Annotated in this window: 22 protein-coding genes; 11 read left to right on the forward strand and 11 right to left on the reverse strand. The window is 39.1% G+C overall.

Annotated elements, in window-relative coordinates:
• The first annotated feature begins 84 nt into the window (after window positions 1-84).
• The 9 genes from DG474_RS02615 (at window position 85) to DG474_RS02655 (ending at window position 7,042) form a co-directional block, all read left to right on the forward strand.
• Window positions 85-747 (forward strand): hypothetical protein, encoded by a 663-nt coding sequence (locus DG474_RS02615; RefSeq protein ID WP_125391591.1) that lies wholly within the window; start codon window positions 85-87, stop codon window positions 745-747.
• A 172-nt stretch (window positions 748-919) separates the two neighbouring features.
• A complete protein-coding gene (locus tag DG474_RS02620) occupies window positions 920-1,597 on the forward strand; it encodes a hypothetical protein (RefSeq protein WP_125391922.1) in 678 nt (225 codons plus the stop codon).
• Between the two features lie 170 nt (window positions 1,598-1,767).
• Window positions 1,768-2,484 (forward strand): hypothetical protein, encoded by a 717-nt coding sequence (locus DG474_RS02625; RefSeq protein ID WP_255778740.1) that lies wholly within the window; start codon window positions 1,768-1,770, stop codon window positions 2,482-2,484.
• Between the two features lie 135 nt (window positions 2,485-2,619).
• Complete coding sequence (locus tag DG474_RS02630) at window positions 2,620-3,318, forward strand: hypothetical protein (protein ID WP_125391382.1); 699 nt, start codon at window positions 2,620-2,622, stop codon at window positions 3,316-3,318.
• Between the two features lie 59 nt (window positions 3,319-3,377).
• A complete protein-coding gene (locus tag DG474_RS02635; RefSeq protein WP_049501465.1) occupies window positions 3,378-4,655 on the forward strand; it encodes a Tle-like phospholipase domain-containing protein in 1,278 nt (425 codons plus the stop codon).
• A gap of 11 nt (window positions 4,656-4,666) precedes the next feature.
• Window positions 4,667-5,059 carry a hypothetical protein gene (locus tag DG474_RS02640; RefSeq protein ID WP_227946013.1) on the forward strand — a complete coding sequence of 131 codons (393 nt, stop codon included), beginning with the start codon at window positions 4,667-4,669 and terminating at the stop codon, window positions 5,057-5,059.
• Window positions 5,053-5,367: a hypothetical protein gene (locus DG474_RS02645; protein WP_000959511.1), complete on the forward strand. Its 315-nt coding sequence runs from the start codon at window positions 5,053-5,055 to the stop codon at window positions 5,365-5,367. Before DG474_RS02640 ends, DG474_RS02645 begins: the two co-directional genes overlap by 7 nt.
• A gap of 106 nt (window positions 5,368-5,473) precedes the next feature.
• Window positions 5,474-6,265 (forward strand): DUF2785 domain-containing protein, encoded by a 792-nt coding sequence (locus tag DG474_RS02650; protein WP_255778741.1) that lies wholly within the window; start codon window positions 5,474-5,476, stop codon window positions 6,263-6,265.
• Between the two features lie 108 nt (window positions 6,266-6,373).
• Window positions 6,374-7,042: an MIP/aquaporin family protein gene (locus DG474_RS02655; protein ID WP_000714823.1), complete on the forward strand. Its 669-nt coding sequence runs from the start codon at window positions 6,374-6,376 to the stop codon at window positions 7,040-7,042.
• Window positions 7,043-7,099: 57 nt separating this feature from the next.
• On the opposite strand, the gene queF is transcribed toward DG474_RS02655, so the two are convergent.
• From queF to DG474_RS02690, 7 genes are all read right to left on the reverse strand, one after another.
• Complete coding sequence (gene queF, locus DG474_RS02660; RefSeq protein WP_000082583.1) at window positions 7,100-7,591, reverse strand: preQ(1) synthase; 492 nt, start codon at window positions 7,589-7,591, stop codon at window positions 7,100-7,102.
• Window positions 7,592-7,608: 17 nt separating this feature from the next.
• Window positions 7,609-8,325, reverse strand: a complete 717-nt coding sequence (gene queE, locus DG474_RS02665; protein WP_000196457.1) for a 7-carboxy-7-deazaguanine synthase QueE — start codon at window positions 8,323-8,325, stop codon at window positions 7,609-7,611.
• Window positions 8,318-8,761, reverse strand: a complete 444-nt coding sequence (gene queD, locus DG474_RS02670) for a 6-carboxytetrahydropterin synthase QueD (protein ID WP_125844368.1) — start codon at window positions 8,759-8,761, stop codon at window positions 8,318-8,320. The genes queE and queD overlap by 8 nt, the downstream gene beginning before the upstream one ends.
• Window positions 8,761-9,414, reverse strand: coding sequence for a 7-cyano-7-deazaguanine synthase QueC (gene queC / locus DG474_RS02675; protein WP_000828777.1), 654 nt, complete (start codon window positions 9,412-9,414; stop codon window positions 8,761-8,763). The genes queD and queC overlap by 1 nt, the downstream gene beginning before the upstream one ends.
• A 202-nt stretch (window positions 9,415-9,616) precedes the next feature.
• Window positions 9,617-9,931, reverse strand: a complete 315-nt coding sequence (gene trxA / locus DG474_RS02680) for a thioredoxin (RefSeq protein WP_001029581.1) — start codon at window positions 9,929-9,931, stop codon at window positions 9,617-9,619.
• Window positions 9,932-9,946: 15 nt separating this feature from the next.
• Window positions 9,947-10,168, reverse strand: a complete 222-nt coding sequence (locus DG474_RS02685; RefSeq protein ID WP_000570263.1) for a DUF4649 family protein — start codon at window positions 10,166-10,168, stop codon at window positions 9,947-9,949.
• A 97-nt stretch (window positions 10,169-10,265) separates the two neighbouring features.
• On the reverse strand, window positions 10,266-10,646 hold the full coding sequence (locus DG474_RS02690) for a MarR family winged helix-turn-helix transcriptional regulator (protein WP_000221641.1): 381 nt from the start codon (window positions 10,644-10,646) through the stop codon (window positions 10,266-10,268).
• Window positions 10,647-10,842: 196 nt separating this feature from the next.
• On the opposite strand from DG474_RS02690, the gene DG474_RS02695 reads away from it, so the two are divergent.
• Together DG474_RS02695 and DG474_RS02700 are read left to right on the forward strand one after the other, a co-directional pair.
• The gene (locus tag DG474_RS02695; RefSeq protein WP_000781327.1) at window positions 10,843-11,217 is read left to right on the forward strand and encodes a CidA/LrgA family protein; all 375 of its coding nucleotides are present in this window, start codon (window positions 10,843-10,845) and stop codon (window positions 11,215-11,217) included.
• Entirely contained in the window at window positions 11,214-11,909 is a 696-nt protein-coding gene (locus DG474_RS02700) for an LrgB family protein (protein WP_001288947.1), read from the forward strand. Before DG474_RS02695 ends, DG474_RS02700 begins: the two co-directional genes overlap by 4 nt.
• Window positions 11,910-11,961: 52 nt before the next feature.
• Here DG474_RS02700 and gggC read toward each other — a convergent pair whose 3' ends face one another.
• The 4 genes from gggC to DG474_RS02720 form a co-directional block, all read right to left on the reverse strand.
• Window positions 11,962-13,509, reverse strand: coding sequence for a streptosactin export ABC transporter GggC (gene gggC / locus DG474_RS02705; protein ID WP_000946536.1), 1,548 nt, complete (start codon window positions 13,507-13,509; stop codon window positions 11,962-11,964).
• A 127-nt stretch (window positions 13,510-13,636) separates the two neighbouring features.
• Window positions 13,637-14,365 carry a hypothetical protein gene (locus tag DG474_RS02710; protein WP_000498773.1) on the reverse strand — a complete coding sequence of 243 codons (729 nt, stop codon included), beginning with the start codon at window positions 14,363-14,365 and terminating at the stop codon, window positions 13,637-13,639.
• A gap of 15 nt (window positions 14,366-14,380) precedes the next feature.
• On the reverse strand, window positions 14,381-15,076 hold the full coding sequence (locus DG474_RS02715; RefSeq protein ID WP_000173187.1) for an ABC transporter ATP-binding protein: 696 nt from the start codon (window positions 15,074-15,076) through the stop codon (window positions 14,381-14,383).
• 4 nt (window positions 15,077-15,080) lie between these two features.
• The gene (locus tag DG474_RS02720) at window positions 15,081-15,446 is read right to left on the reverse strand and encodes a GntR family transcriptional regulator (RefSeq protein WP_000119117.1); all 366 of its coding nucleotides are present in this window, start codon (window positions 15,444-15,446) and stop codon (window positions 15,081-15,083) included.
• Window positions 15,447-15,545 lie beyond the last annotated feature (99 nt).

Genomic DNA, 15,545 nt, shown 5'->3' on the forward strand with positions numbered 1-15,545 from the left:
ACGCAAGGCAATATTGCTTTTATGATATCCTACAAGAGAATGATGGTGGCTATCTTATTGAATATTATAAAAAAGGAGAAGGTTATGAAAAAACGCATGTTTTTCGAAATGTTACTTTTAGGGGGATTGATCATGATAGGATTTGCGGGATGTGGAGAAAATAAAAATAGTCGAGAATGGATTGAGAACAAAGTCTCCGAGGTAAGTCGTGTCTATCCAACCGAGAATTTGTTTGACTTGTTTAAACAATTTCCGGAGGGTTTCAAAGTAAATCAAGTATTTATAAAACGTGGAAACTATATTATCGAAATAACTTTACAAGGAGACAGTAGTAACCAAACAATTTCTGGAGTGCTAACCAAGATACGGGCTTCTGATAATATTACTGAAAAGCCAGAAGAAACAATAAGGGTGAATTATATAGATGGAGAATTTATCTTTTCCGATGAGGGGAAAGCGAAAGAATTATGGCCTTTTGATGGATTCTTATTCCAAAAGTTAACAATTAATCAGTCTTTTCTATCTTCTTTATCTATGAAATCCAAAAGTTATAATGGCAATAATGGTGCATTTGATATTGATTATTTGGTTCGGAATCAAACTATCAATCAGTATTTTAAAAAACATGAAAACGAACAGGCAACATTAGGTTTTGGAAGTTCATACCGAAACGACGATTATTTCTATTATTCAGTAACTGTCAACTACGACAATGTTTATTCATTTAGAGAAACCGTGTCAAATTAAAAGGAGATTCAATGGTGGATAAAAAATTTGTTAATAGTGGAATTCCAACTTTAGATGCGTCGAATCTAACTTACGAATTTGAATAAGAAGCAAGGAAATATTGCTTTTATGGTATATTATAAGGGAGCTATTGTCAGCTGTTTTATTGAATATTATAAGCAAGGAGAGGATTATGAAAAAACGCATGTTTTTCGAAATGTTACTTTTAGGGGGATTGATCATGATAGGATTGGCAGGATGTGTAGAAAATAAAAACAGTCGAGAATGGATTGAGAACAAAGTATCTGAGGTTAGTCGTGTCTATCCAACCGAGAATCTGTTTGACTTGTTTAAGCAATTTCCAGAAGGGTTTGAGATTGAGCAGGTCTATTTCAAAAAGAAAAGTGATGGAATTGACGATTTTATCACAGAAATTAAGCTGAAAGGTGATGCTACATCGCATACAATAACGGGTACTCTTGCTAAAAGCCCAGCGAAGGAAGATGCGCCAAAAAGCGATGAAGTGGTAGTAAATGTTCAATATGTAGACAATAAATTTATTTTTTCTGATGAAGAAAGTGCTAAAAAAATATGGAAGTTTGATGGTTTCTTGTTTCAAAAAATTGGTATAGATAAAGAATTTTTAAGTAAATTATCATTAAAAAACAAACATTTTAACGGAAATAATGGTTCTTTTGATATAGATTATATTATTAAAAACACAACGATTAACCAATATTTTAATAAACAGCAACAAGTTGAAACAGTACTAGGATTTGGTAGTTCTTTGAGGTTAGATGACTTTTATTACTATTCTGTTAGTGTTGATTTTAATGATGGCTATTATTTTAAGGAGAGAGTATCGAATTAGGAGAGAAGTATGAGTAAAAAGGATACGGCGAATAGTGGTATTGCTACTCTAGATGCAGCAAATCTGACTTACGAACTTGAATAAGCAGCAAGGAAATATTGCTTTTATGGTATATTATAAGGGAGCTATAGTTAGCTGTTTTATTGAATATTATAAGTAAGGAGAGGATTATGAAAAAACGCATGTTTTTTGAAATGTTACTTTTAGGGGGATTGATCATGATAGGATTGGCAGGATGTGGAGAAAATAAAAATAGTCGAGCATGGATTGAGAACAAAGTATCTGAGGTTAGTCGTGTCTATCCAACCGAGAACCTGTTTGATTTGTTTAAGCAATTTCCGGAAGGGTTTGAGATTAGAAGTACTGATACTTACGATGAGACGAAGGACTATTCTCGTTATCAGAAGATTGAACTCGTAGGAAATGCAGAAACAAAAGAAATAACTGGTAATTTTAAAAGAATAGAAGCTCGAGGTAATTCTTATGAAGAAAAAGTGCTTTTAGAAAGCCGTATTGTGTACACTGAAAAAGGATTAGAATTTTTGAATACAGAAGTTTCTATAGATGATTTGTTTTATGATGGGTTTTTATTTCAAAAGTTAGAACTAAATAAAGCAGTTCTATCTCGATTTGAGCTCAAAAAAACGTACTATAATTGGGAGACTGGTGATGCTTCTATTACTTATAAAAATGTAAATAGTAAAATTATTCAGGATTACTTCCATATACAATCAAGTGAGTCGTTAGACCTTTTTATTAGTGCAGACCACTCTGCAACTATTGGCTATGAATACGGTTATCCTGTGGTTTTTGACGGAGAAAATATATCTCATTCAGAACTTATAACAGGAAAAAGTAAGAGTATGGAGAAGATAGATGACAAATAGTAATGTACTGACCTTGGAGACGTCTAATCTGACTTACGAATGTGAACAAGATGCAAGGAATTGTTGCTTTTATGGTATACTATAAGGGAACTATGATTAGTTGTTTTATTGAATATCATAAGTAAGGAGAAAGTTATGAAAAAACGCATGTTTCTCATAATGGTACTTTTAGGAGGATTGATAATGATGAGCTTGGCAGGGTGTGGAGAAAACAAGAATAGTCGAGAATGGATTGAGAATAAAGTCTCTGAGGTTAGTCGTGTCTATCCAACCGAGAATCTGTTTGATTTGTTTAAGCAATTTCCGAAAGGGTTTAATATTACTCAAACATTTTATAAGGATTCGCTCAGAACAGTAGTTTCCTTAGATGGAGATGAAGAAAGTCAAACCATAAAAGGAAAGATAGAGACTATGCAAATCTCTACTGATCCATATAAAGAAGAAGTGAAAGAGCATGTTGATGTAGAATATAAAGATGGTGAATTTATATTTTCTAGCAATGAGGTAGCGGAAAAAATTTGGGATTATAAAGGTTTTCTATTTCAAAAATTAAGTTTGAATAGAGATGTTTTATCTCAAATGAAGCTTGAAAAGTTTCAATATTATTCAAATCGCAATGTGTTTGAAATCTATTATTTTAGTGATGACTCTACGATAAATAATTTCCTTAATTCAAAAGGAGAACACATCTTATCAATAAGTGGCTCGGAATCTTATAATAATACAAAAGGTTATCGATTGAATGTTAATATTGCTTTTAAGGATAACCCAAATGATGGAATGAGTGAGATAGTTTCAAGTTGGATAGATGATAGAAATAGTGTTTCTAATTAATTTGCTAACATTTAAAACATCCTGATTGACCTGATTATAAATAAGGAGCATGCGAAAGAATGAGTGAAAAAGAATCAGTTAACAGTGGAATTCCAACTCTGGATGCAGCGAACCTGACTTATGAATTTGAGAATGCAAGGTGGAGAGGAGCAACTGATGAACAAATTTTAGATAAGAAAATAGGTGCTCAAAAGGATAAGACTATCCCCTCCAACCTCCAATATCTAGATGATTTTCATGATGATTCCGCTGGCACAAGTGGTACAGCCTTCCTAGATAAGGACAGTGGAGAGGTGATCATTGCCTATACGGGAACGAATCCTAATGCGGATATAGTCAAGGATGTCGCTACAGATGTCGGTAGTATAGCCATGGCGCTCGGTTTTCATTATGATGAAGCTTTCAAATTTTATGAAAGGATTCGACAGAGATATGGGGATAATATTACTCTAACTGGACATTCTTTAGGAGGGAACATCGCTCAGAGGGTGGCCTTAGAGTATAACGCTCCGCGTACTGTGGTATATAACTCAGCCCCTCTCTATTTAGAAGGTCTTATCGAATCTAAAGATAAAATCATAGATTATCTGACTCCGTGGGATTCGGCAAGGGAGAAGATAATCAATAAACAAAAGACATTCACAGGTCAAGTAGTACGAATCCGGACTCAAGATGACTTTCTTAACAATATCTCAAAGCCTTTTTTAGGTGTATACTTGGGAGAAGATTATCTGCTTGAAAATTCTGGTGGGCACAATATTGACCCAGATATTACGGGTGATAAAAATCAAATTAACCAAATCAAGGATATTTTGGAAAAACAGAGTCCAGAGAAAATGACTGGACTTGAAAAGAAGAACTATGAGACCCTGAAGAAATTACAAGGTGTCAAAAATGGACTTCTAAAACAGTTGAATACTAAATTTTTATCAGATGGCAGTATAAGTAGCCATGAGATGTTTTTCTTGGATAGTGTCCAAGCAACAGCTGTTGCGACGGCAATGACAGAGAGTGTCAGTAACGGACACAGCGAGATTGAGGCAGTGGCTAAAAAAGCAGTTACAGATGCTGAAACACTCTACGATAACAGTAAGGAAGTTCCCTGGTTTGTAACAGAGTTAACTAATGATGAGATAGAGGATGTCTATGTAGAAGCTGGGGTAACGTATGATAGTATTGTGGGTGAGACTCAGAGACATTTTGATAAAAAAGTAAGTAAATCAGCTGCGATTGTAAAAGCCTTTACGGATTTGGAAACCAACATTCAGAAAGGTGTTGAACAGGCGGTTGAAGGAGACGAAAGCTTGGCAAGGGATATTAATCAATGGACAAACTAGAAGAAATCCAAGTGAAAATAAAAAAGCAAGAAGAGGGACTTTGGTCCTTGGAGGATGACTATAGAACTGCTAAGAAGAAAATAGAAGAATCCTATGAAAGTTTAGATCATAATCGTTCTCAGTTGACAAGACTATATGAGGAGTTTGAGAACATTGCTTATGATTTTGGTAGACAGAAATCTGGAGACGATGGGGAGCACCATCAATTTCTGATGTTATTGGAATCTTATTCAAGTGAGACGAGTAGTGAGTATCTTCGGCAGTATGCTAAAATAGAGGCAAAAGATGAAGAGTTGCAGACTCAGTACCGAAAAGAGCGCTCTCGCTTAGAAAAAGAGTTAGAAGAGAGTTATAGTCAAAGAAAAGACTTATATGAGTTAGAAAGGAGGCAGAAGAAATGCTAGTGGATTTAGTCATAGATGCTTTGATTGGACCTATGTCAGAATCAGCCAGACGAGAAATCAAAAAAACATTAGAAAGAGCAGCTATCAAAGCATTTTGTGCTCCTCCTATAAAATCAGGTAGAAAAGGTATTGTAGATAAGTACGATGAGGAGATAGGGGTTCTTGCTATGACAAATAAAACTGCTGTAACGACTTTAGCAGCTCAAATGGATAGCTCAATTAATGGGTTGGGACAAAAAGCCATTAGCGAGACTATTAGTAAAAATAGTACATCTTTTGAAGATTTAACTCCGAAAAAGAAAAAATAGTGCTTTAACTATGCCATGTTCCTTTCCAATTTTTCCAAATATTCCTATTCAAAGTCATCTTCGGATGGCTTTTTGATAAGTTACTAGAAATGTAGAGGTGCTAGAGATGCGTCAAGAATTACAAAGAAAAGTGACAGAAGAAAAACCAAGCTATAGTCGAGAAGAAATTCAGTGGTTGCTTGAGCATTTAGGAGATCCCTCTCCAGAAATTCGAGATGAACTTGTTTTTACGAGTTTGGCTAGAGGAATTCAAGAAGAACTGTTTTCCCTTGAGCAGTTTCAGTTTATCTCAGAAGAGGTCTCCTCTAATGAAAGGCTATACAAAGAGATTGATAGTAGAGGAGTTTCAACTCTTAAACGTTCTTTTAGGGCGCTTATTTATGCCAATCTTTTGTATGCAGATGGTAACGAGCACTCTCTTTTCTATAAAGGCTTAAAAGCTGATATAAGAAATGCTATGCTATCTCAAGGTTTGTATTACCTTAAAAAAGAAAAGGATACGACAGGTTTTTCAAGTCAGTATGGTTGGGTTCACGCTTTTGCGCATGGAGCGGATCTCTTGACGGAAGTCGTTTGTCATCCAGATTTTCCTAGTAACAGATTTTCTGAAGTATTTGATGTACTGGGTCAATTATTTAAAAGAATTACCATTCGTTTTACAAATGATGAGGACTGGCGCTTAGCGAGAGTACTTTATGAACCCATTTTGCAAGGGAAATTAGGGCAAGAACAAGTAGCTTCTTGGATAAAAACTATTGACTTTCCGATAGAAGAGAGGGAAGATTTTTATAAATTTTCCAACTTCAGATCCTGTCTGTTGGAAGTCTATATCCAACTTGACCAGAAAAATAGTTTACAAGATGCCTTGAAAGAAGCCATTCAATCTTTTCAGTACTAAGGATAAGCGAGTCGTTTCATGATTTTCAAATACTTTCCAGTCAATTTTCTTGAAACACTTTCCTTCTTTTGATAGACTAATACATAGTTTGAAAAAAGGAGATTTACCATGAAAAAATTTGTTGCTGAATTAATCGGTACATTTATGCTTGTGTTCATTGGAACAGGAGCTGTTGTTTTTGGAAATGGTCTTAATGGCCTTGGACACCTTGGAATTGCTTTTGCCTTTGGTTTGGCAATCGTAGTTGCAGCTTTCTCAATCGGAACTGTTTCAGGTGCACACTTGAACCCGGCGGTTTCGATCGCTATGTTTGTAAACAAACGTTTGTCATCTTCAGAGCTTGTAAACTATATCCTTGGACAAGTAGTTGGAGCTTTCCTTGCGTCAGCTGCAGTATTCTTCCTCTTGTCTAACTCAGGCATGTCAACTGCTAGTCTTGGTGAAAATGCCTTGGCAAACGGTGTCACTGTCTTTGGTGGATTCTTGTTTGAAGTCATCGCAACTTTCTTGTTTGTCCTAGTTATCATGACTGTAACATCAGCAAGCAAGGGTAATGGCGCAATCGCTGGTTTGGTAATCGGCTTGTCCTTGATGGCTATGATCCTTGTGGGATTGAACATTACTGGCCTTTCAGTAAATCCAGCTCGTAGCTTGGCTCCTGCTGCATTGGTAGGTGGTGCAGCCCTTCAACAAGTATGGATTTTCATCCTTGCCCCAATCGTTGGTGGCGTTCTTGCAGCACTTGTTGCGAAAAATTTCCTTGGAACAGAAGAATAATTGAAACTCAAAAAGCCTTGCTCCTCAGTTTGAGGAACAGGGCTTTTTCGTATCTGTTTAACGGTTGTCAATTTTCTCTGGATAAAGGTCGTGCTGGAAGAGGCGTTGTTCTGCCAAACCTTCATACTTGCTTCCAGGTCTACCGTAGTTGTAGTAGGGGTCGATTGAGATGCCACCGCGCGGAGTGAATTTTCCCCATACCTCCAAATAGCGAGGGTTTAGTAGATTGACCAAGTCTTTCCCGATGGTGTTGATACAGTTTTCGTGAAAATCCCCATGGTTTCGATAGCTAAAGAGGTAGAGTTTGAGGGATTTTGACTCGACGCAGAGCTTGTCAGGAATGTAGGAAATATAAATGGTCGCAAAGTCTGGCTGAGCAGTGATTGGGCAAAGGGAGGTAAATTCAGGACAGTTGAATTTGATGAAATAATCATTTTCCACATGACGATTGTCAAAGGATTCGAGAACTTCTGGTTGATAGTCAAAAATGTAGTTGGTTTCTTTGTTGCCCAGTAGGCTTAGGTTTTTCATTTCTTCTTGTTGTGACATGTTTTTTTCTTTCTAATTTAAACACCACGTTGGTTGTCGTAGAGGAGGGTATGGAGTTGAGGAAGGACGCGGACATTGCCCCAGCTATCGTCAGTAGCGACACATTCCCAGAGTTCTTTGAGTCGGTCTAGTTGGTCTTGGACAATATTGCCTGTAGCCTTGGGCTCAGGATTTCCAGCCGATAAGAAAAGGACATCTGGTTGGTAGCGTTCTTGAATCCCTTTAGCAAAGGCCAAATCGGCATCATCAAAGACAGGGATTTTAAAGGTGACCTTGTCTGGATCCAATTGGGAAACGATAAAGTCCAAGGTCTCGAAGTTGACTTCCATCTTTGATGAAGGAGGCTTGGGGCTCAGAGTGACCTGGTCGATGTCTTTTAACCAATTTTGCCAGCGAGAACCTTGAGTCTCAACAGCCAGAGTGATACCGCGTTCCTTGAGCTTGGTGACGAGTTCGGCCATGTTAGCTGCTAGGATAGCGGGATTTCCGCCAGATAGGGTTACATAGTCGTAGCTTCCTAGCTTATCTAAGGCTGCAATGACTTCATCAGCGGTCATGCGAGTTGGTTTTTCAGAACCATCCCAAGTAAAGGCAGAGTCGCACCAGTCGCAGTGGTAGTCGCAACCAGCAGTGCGGACAAACATGGTTTTCTGCCCGATAGCACGACCTTCACCTTGAAAGGTTGGGCCGAAAATTTCCAGAACTGGTAGTTTGAGGACACGTTCCCTAGTCATCTAACCACTCCCGTCTAAACTCCGCAAAGGCAGTCGGAGTCTCATAGAGACGAACATATTCCAAACGGAGATTGCGCTCGTCTGGCAACTCTTGGCTCATGGTTTGAAAAATCCAGTAAACCATATTTTCAGCGGTTGTATTCATATAAGGCAAGGTTTCATTGAGATAGCGATGATCCAAGTGGGGTTCTAAGTAGTTCTTGTAGATCGCTTTGATATCTCCAAAATCGTAGGTCATACCACGTTCATCTAAAAATCCACTGACAGCAACTTGCAGATGATAGGTGTGGCCATGCAGGGATTTGCATTTTCCCTCATAGTGAAAGAGGTGGTGGGCAGCGTCGAAGGTGAACTCTTTTGATACCAAGGTTCTGTGAGGATTGTAGACAAGAGACTCCCCAGTTTCCTGTTTGATTTCTTTGGGTGCAAAAAACATTAACCCTCTCCTTTCTGTGAGAGATAAACATCAAGGCCATGCTGACGCAGGTGGCAGGCTGGACAATCACCGCAGCCACTTCCGATAATCCCATTGTAGCAGGTCAAGGTCCTTTCACGAACGTAGTCAAATGCGTCGAGTTGGTCGGCTAATTCCCAAGTTTCAGACTTGTCTAGCCACATGAGAGGTGTTTGGATAACAAAGTCGTAATCCATGGCAAGGTTGAGAGTGACATTGAGAGATTTGACAAAGACATCCCGGCAGTCAGGGTAGCCAGAAAAATCTGTCTCGCAGACACCAGTAACGATATCTTGAATGCCTCGTTGCTTGGCAAGAACTGCTGCAAAGGATAGAAAGAGGTGGTTGCGGCCGTCAACAAAGGTATTGGGAACCTCTCCCTCTTTTTGCTCGATTTCCATATCAGAGGTCAGGGCATTTTCAGTGATTTGTCCCAGCAGAGACATATCTAAGATGTGATGACGAATGCCTTGTTCCTTAGCGATTTCTCTAGCAACTTGAATTTCGAGATGATGGCGTTGGCCGTAGGAAAAGGTGACGGCTTCGACTGTTTCATAGTGTTCTTTAGCCCAAAAGAGGCAGGTTGTGGAATCTTGACCGCCACTAAAGACGACCAAGGCTGATTGACGTTTCATAGTACTCCTTCCAAAGTGGAAAATGTTCAGAGCACGCAAAAAGCTCCCTTGAGGGGAGCTAAAAAATACCAAGTAGAGGTTTTTTTTAGCGATGGCATGTCCCAAACATCGTAATATTCTATCTACAGTCTAGCATATTTTTTGAAAAATGGCAAAGGGCAAGAAAAAAGAGACCAAATGAAGCACTTGGTCTCTCGTGTGATTAGCTCAATTCAGCAACGATGGCCTTGATTTGTTCTGCAGTATGTACTCCAGCAACTTGTTTTACCACTTGGCCGTCTTTTTTGAAGAGAAGAGTTGGGATAGACATGATTCCAAAGGCACGAGCTGTGTTTGGATTTTCATCAACGTCCATTTTAACGATTTTCAAAACATCTTCTGAAAGTTCTTCAGACAATTTATCCAAGATTGGACCTTGCATACGACATGGACCACACCAAGTTGCCCAGAAGTCTACCAAGACCAAACCGTCTTTTGTTTCTTGTTCAAATGTTGCATCTGTAATTGCTTTTGCCATTGTATTTCTCCTTTTTTAGTTATATTGGCTTAAATCTTGTTTCATGAGATAGAAGAAAACATCTCCATAAGTCCCATGGTAGTCCAAATCATGACCATTGTAGGTTAATTTTTGGACAGTATAGTAATCAGCAACGCCGATGAGGCAGGCGTGTTGAGAACGTTCAAAGTCTTGGTAAGACTCGAAAGTCATGGTTCTCTCTTGCTTACTGGCGTCTAGATAAGTAATTTCGATCATATAAAACTCCTTTGTTCGATCTTGACTTTATTGTACTCCTTGAAAAGAGAAATGTCAAGAAAAATGATTGCGCACGCAACTTTTTTAAAAAATCTGATTAAGAAATGAAATCAAGACTCGTTTCCAGTCTTTCTTCGACGGCTTTTTGCAGGTAAGCTAGGGTGGTTTGTCCCTCGTCAGTCAGGCAGATAAAACTAGCCCGTCTATCCTGATCGCAACATCTGCGACTAAGCAAACCGCAGTTTTTCTCTTCTAATCGTGCCACCATTCGAGAAACAGCGCTCGGACTGAGATGGAGTTTATCGGGTAAATCAATCTGTCGTAAGGATTTTTCATCGGCTAGATCCAAATAGTAGAGCAGGTAAAACTCTTTCAAATTCAGCCTTTGTTCACTCTGCTGGGCAATAGTTTCTTCCAACAAGGCTTCCATTTCTTTTTGATGGCGGTTGTAGTCAAACCATTTTTCTAAGTAGGTCATTGCTTTCTCCTGTCTTTTCAAAGTAAAAATCACAAAGTCATTAGTGACTGTTTCTGCAATACAAGATGATTGCGCATGCAATGATTATACTACTTTTAACTAATCCGTGCAAGAGAGAAGAATTGCAATATTTCCTTGAAATTTTCTGAAAAAAGAGTAAACTGGTATGCAAGAAGTCTATTTCGTGGAGTTTAGAATGAAATTATATGTTCAATTAATGATTCTCTTTGTGATTTCATTGATCGGTGAGGGAATTTCTAGTTTCTTTCATCTGCCTATCCCAGGCAGTATTATCGGTTTGATTATTCTCTTTCTAGCCTTACAGTTCAAGTGGCTGAGAACCAGACATGTCAACATGGTGGGGAATTTCTTGCTGGCCAATATGACTATTCTCTTTTTGCCACCAGCAGTGGGAATAATGGAGAAGTTTGATGTGATTGCTCCCTATCTCCTGCCCATCGTTTTGATTGTCTTTTTTGCAGCTGTCATCAATATTATCCTCATAGCCGTGGTAGTTCAGTTCATTAAGAGACGATTTGAGGGAGATTATGAGAAAGGAGATGCCAAATGAGTGAATTTGTTTCCAATCCCCTGTTTGGGCTTGCCCTGTCTATCCTTGCTTATCTAGTGGGGATGCTGATTTACAGACGTTTTCCCCATCCATTGACAACGCCCTTGCTTTTGTCGGCTGTTTTCATTATCATTTTTCTAAAGCTGACGGGGATTTCTTACCAAGATTACTACCAAGGTGGGGTTTATCTGAACAATTTGATTGTTCCGTCAACAGTGGCTTTAGGGATTCCGCTTTATAAGAGTTTTCACTTGATGAAGCACCATGCTCGCAGTATTCTCTTTGGTAGTCTGTTAGCAGTAGTTGTCAATACTTGCTTTACTGCCATAGTAGCGAAAATATTTGGCATGGACTTTTTCCTAGCTATTTCTCTCTTTCCCAAGTCAGTGACAACCGCTATGGCAGTGGGGATTACAGAAAAATTGCAAGGTTTGACGACTGTGACCTTGGTCGTCGTAGTGGCCACTGGCATTTTGACCAGTGTGATCGGACCAACCCTTTTGAAATGGTTGAAGATCGATGACCCAGTGGCTGTGGGACTTTCTCTTGGAGGAACAGGTCATGCTGTCGGAACGGGAACCGCCTTTCGATACGGATCGGTAGCAGGAGCCATGGGTGGCTTGGCTATCGGTGTCACTGGTATTCTCTACGTCTTTGTCAGCCCCATCGTAGCCAGTTTGATATTGAGTTAAAAAGCAAGGAAGCTGAGTTCCTTGCTTTTTTCCAATTTTATTTTGTAAGGATTTACTTTTCTTTGCTTAAATGAATGACTTGGTCGTAGCGTTTTAAGTCCTCGTCTGTATAATGGTGAATGACTTCAATGACTGTCTGAGGTAGCGAGAAGAGGAGGTCGCTAATCTTTTTGCTATTCTCTAAGTCAAGATTGGCCTTAATCTCATCAGCCAAGATGAGTTGGCTGTCGTGATAGAGCGCGCGAGCGATTTCGAGTCGTTGTTTCTCGCCACCAGACAGGCTATCGTTGCTAAGAGTTCGATTTTTCAAATGTTCTAAACCAGTTGTCTTGAGGATATGATTCAACCTTTCTTGCTTTTTAGTCATTCCTAGAAGGATATTGTCTTCCAGAGACAGCGTGTCAAAGTAATGGCTATCTTGGAGGATATAGGAGCTAACGCTCGTGATTTCTTGGCGTGATAGGCTTTGGCCAGCAAATGCAATCCGTCCACTGGTCGCAGCCAACTCTCCATGAATGATATTGAGTAAAGTCGTTTTTCCAGAGCCACTTTCACCGATAATGGCAATCTTTTCTCCTTTCTTGATGTGCATGGAAAGAGGGGATAAAAGGACCTGTCCCTCTTTTTCTAGAGAGATATTCTCTAGTTGGACGGGATAAATGTTTTGGAAGGTGCTAGTAGAAATAGGACTAGAATTTGTGAAAAGTACTTGGTACTTTTCACAGAGGTATTGAGTTGCTTTTCGGGTGTTAGTAAAGTAGGCTAATTCTTGGAATTGATAGCCAATATTATGAGAAACGAGATAAATGGCTACAAAACTAGCTGCGTTTAAATAACCATAATAGGTCATAAAACCGCCAATGACAATAGGGGCAACGGAGCAAAAGGCATCGATGCTATTGATAAAGAGACTGTTTAGGGTACGTTGTTTCTCATATCGTATTTCCGCATCCAAACTAGTCTGTAACTGATTTTGATAGCGAGCAAAAAAGAAGTCCTGTCCCTGATAATGACGAATCTGTTGGCTACCGCCAATAAAATTTGTCAAGCTTGATAAGTAGCTCTGGTTAATAGTGGACCGCTTTTCAGAAAGTGAATCTAAACGCTTAGATCCGATGGCACTACAGAGGACAGGGACGGAGTAGAAGAGAATAAAAATCAAGCCTAGGTAAAAATTAGTCCACAGGGCATATAGAATGGAGACGGTTGTGAAACCAAGAGAAGAAATAATGATAACGGTTGGCTCAATATAGCTCTTTTCTAACTGGTTGACGTCGTTTTCTAAATCAGACAAAATATCCTTTTCATCAATATCATAACCGCTGAGGAATCGCTTGAAAATAGCGCTTTTAATTCCATATCTGAAATCAGTAATCAAACGAGCGTAGTAATAGCGTTTTCCAGCTAGCCCCAGTAAGAGGATGAGGTTTCCAAGGATTCCCAGAATCAACACTTTCCAAAGAAGTTCCAGTTCTTGATTGGTAAAACTAGCAACGATACTCTGAATGAGCGCTGGCGTAATAATCGCTTCCAGCCATGTGATTGCAATCGAAAAGAAGTAAAGTGTTAAGTGTTTCTTTGCAACAAACGTTCTAAGCATAAAGAGCTCCCTCCTTATCAATATACAGTAATCACTTTTAAAATTATTATACTCCTTTTTATCCACATTTTCATACAATATATCTAAAAGAAAAGATCTAGCGATACAGAGTCGCTAGACCTTTAACTTATTGCAAGTTAACCTTGTTTTTCAAGATATAGTAGGTACCGAGATAGTAGATAGCTGATAAAAAGAGATCGCGCAGAATTTCTGTACCAATCATCATGTTAAAGTCATTTTCAATTCGGAAAAAGAGAGAAACATAACCAATGACGATGGCAATGACGATATAGGCTAGAATCCCCATAGCTGTTCGATACTCATTAAAGAGTTGTCCGATAGAGATGGAGAGGTAGATGGATAAAATCCATGCGATCGAACCTACAAACAGTGATAGCGCATACAGCCAGCCGTAGCTGAGGTAAGGGGAAATGAAGTTATAGAGGGCAGTGAAGTCTTTTTCTATTGGTGTTAAGAAGAAGATAATCAATATACTCAAGATAAAGACGATATAGCTTAAGATGGACCAGACAAGACCACCTAAAAGTTTTGCGATGATGATTTGGTGCTCAGAGACAGGCAAGGTCAGGGTCAAGTACCCTTGGCGGTCATAAACACTGCCCTTGAATCTTCGGATGATTAAAAAGATTGTTGCAATCCAAAGAGTGACGCTGAGTCCTCCAAAGACTAGTACTAAAAAGAAGATGAAATAAGCAGCATTGTTAGGATTGTAACTCTGGCTAAGGCTGCTAATAAAAGCTCCAATCAAAACTGAAATTGCAAGCACAGCACCGTAGAGTGCCAGATACCATTTATTGACATTTTTAAATTCATAACGAACTAGATTCCAAAACATAATAATCTCCTTTGCTTAGGCTTTAAATTCCTGGCGGAAGAGCTGGTCAATTGATTCACCTGACTCGTAACGAATATCATCAACATTTCCTTGGCGGACGACTTTTCCGTCTTTGAGGAAGATAATCTCATCCAAGATTGGCTCAATATCTGAAATCAAGTGGGTTGAAATTAGCACCGTAGAAGTTGGGGAATAGTTGTTGATGATGGTATTGAGGATATAATCACGGGCAGCTGGATCCACGCCTCCGATAGGTTCGTCCAGAACGTAGAGGCGGGCTTCACGGCTCATAACCAAGATGAGTTGGACCTTTTCCTTGTTCCCTTTTGATAGTTTCTTGAGGCGACTGTTTTCATCAATACCGAGATCGGCTAAAAGGTGTTGGGCTTTTTCGAGATTGAAATCCTGGTAGAAGGTTTTAAAATAGGTTAGAGCATCCTTAACCTTCATCTCTTCATTGAGGTAGGTTGTGTCTGGCAGATAGGAAACGATCGCCTTGGTAGCAGGACTTGGATCCTGTCCGTTAATGAGGACACGTCCTTTATTTGGTTGAAGGAGGCCATTGATTAGTTTGATTAGAGTTGTTTTTCCGGATCCGTTTGGTCCAAGGAGCCCGACAATCTTTCCGGCTGAGATCTCTAGTGAGATATTGTCAAGTGCCGCGGTTGCTCCATATGATTTTGTTACATTTTCAAGTGCTAGTAGTGTCATAGTCTTAAACTCCTTTAATATAGTCGCTTAATACATTTGGCAGTTCTTCTTTTTTGTAGCCAAATTGGAGCATGCAAGAGACGAATTGTTGCAGTTGCTCCTCGGAAAGTTGTTTGCGGGACTGAAGGATGAGGTCCAAATCCTCGGTGACAAATCGACCAGTTGTCCGCTTGCTATATACAAATCCTTCACGTTCGAGGTCAGACAAGGCGCGCTGAATGGTATTGGGATTGACCCCAGCCTCGCTCGCCAAATCTCTCACGGTAGGGAGCTGTTGATTGGGTTCCAGTTCATGGGAAACAATCTGTAATTTGATTTTTTCCATAATCTGTAAATAAATCGGTTTTGTATTATCAAATGACCAGGACATCATAGTCTCCTTTCTTTGCCTTTATTGTTCTAATCAAATAATACAATAAAACAAAAAACTTGTCAAGTAAAAATAAGAATTGTTTTGGGAATTGCTCAA

Source organism: Streptococcus oralis, from assembly GCF_024399415.1.
GTDB classification, from domain to species: Bacteria; Bacillota; Bacilli; order Lactobacillales; family Streptococcaceae; genus Streptococcus; species Streptococcus oralis_CS.

Bases quoted from the DNA above. Each gene is read 5' to 3' on its own strand.
- DG474_RS02625 (WP_255778740.1), top strand. From the start codon at position 1,768: ATGAAAAAACGCATGTTTTTTGAAATGTTACTTTTAGGGGGATTGATC.
- DG474_RS02635 (WP_049501465.1), top strand. From the start codon at position 3,378: ATGAGTGAAAAAGAATCAGTTAACAGTGGAATTCCAACTCTGGATGCA.
- DG474_RS02685 (WP_000570263.1), bottom strand. From the start codon at position 10,168: ATGATCGAAATTACTTATCTAGACGCCAGTAAGCAAGAGAGAACCATG.
- DG474_RS02620 (WP_125391922.1), top strand. From the start codon at position 920: ATGAAAAAACGCATGTTTTTCGAAATGTTACTTTTAGGGGGATTGATC.
- DG474_RS02650 (WP_255778741.1), top strand. From the start codon at position 5,474: ATGCGTCAAGAATTACAAAGAAAAGTGACAGAAGAAAAACCAAGCTAT.
- gggC (WP_000946536.1), bottom strand. From the start codon at position 13,509: ATGCTTAGAACGTTTGTTGCAAAGAAACACTTAACACTTTACTTCTTT.
- DG474_RS02615 (WP_125391591.1), top strand. From the start codon at position 85: ATGAAAAAACGCATGTTTTTCGAAATGTTACTTTTAGGGGGATTGATC.
- queC (WP_000828777.1), bottom strand. From the start codon at position 9,414: ATGAAACGTCAATCAGCCTTGGTCGTCTTTAGTGGCGGTCAAGATTCC.
- trxA (WP_001029581.1), bottom strand. From the start codon at position 9,931: ATGGCAAAAGCAATTACAGATGCAACATTTGAACAAGAAACAAAAGAC.
- DG474_RS02700 (WP_001288947.1), top strand. From the start codon at position 11,214: ATGAGTGAATTTGTTTCCAATCCCCTGTTTGGGCTTGCCCTGTCTATC.
- queF (WP_000082583.1), bottom strand. From the start codon at position 7,591: ATGTCACAACAAGAAGAAATGAAAAACCTAAGCCTACTGGGCAACAAA.
- DG474_RS02715 (WP_000173187.1), bottom strand. From the start codon at position 15,076: ATGACACTACTAGCACTTGAAAATGTAACAAAATCATATGGAGCAACC.
- DG474_RS02630 (WP_125391382.1), top strand. From the start codon at position 2,620: ATGAAAAAACGCATGTTTCTCATAATGGTACTTTTAGGAGGATTGATA.
- queE (WP_000196457.1), bottom strand. From the start codon at position 8,325: ATGACTAGGGAACGTGTCCTCAAACTACCAGTTCTGGAAATTTTCGGC.
- DG474_RS02710 (WP_000498773.1), bottom strand. From the start codon at position 14,365: ATGTTTTGGAATCTAGTTCGTTATGAATTTAAAAATGTCAATAAATGG.
- DG474_RS02690 (WP_000221641.1), bottom strand. From the start codon at position 10,646: ATGACCTACTTAGAAAAATGGTTTGACTACAACCGCCATCAAAAAGAA.
- queD (WP_125844368.1), bottom strand. From the start codon at position 8,761: ATGTTTTTTGCACCCAAAGAAATCAAACAGGAAACTGGGGAGTCTCTT.
- DG474_RS02645 (WP_000959511.1), top strand. From the start codon at position 5,053: ATGCTAGTGGATTTAGTCATAGATGCTTTGATTGGACCTATGTCAGAA.
- DG474_RS02695 (WP_000781327.1), top strand. From the start codon at position 10,843: ATGAAATTATATGTTCAATTAATGATTCTCTTTGTGATTTCATTGATC.
- DG474_RS02720 (WP_000119117.1), bottom strand. From the start codon at position 15,446: ATGTCCTGGTCATTTGATAATACAAAACCGATTTATTTACAGATTATG.
- DG474_RS02655 (WP_000714823.1), top strand. From the start codon at position 6,374: ATGAAAAAATTTGTTGCTGAATTAATCGGTACATTTATGCTTGTGTTC.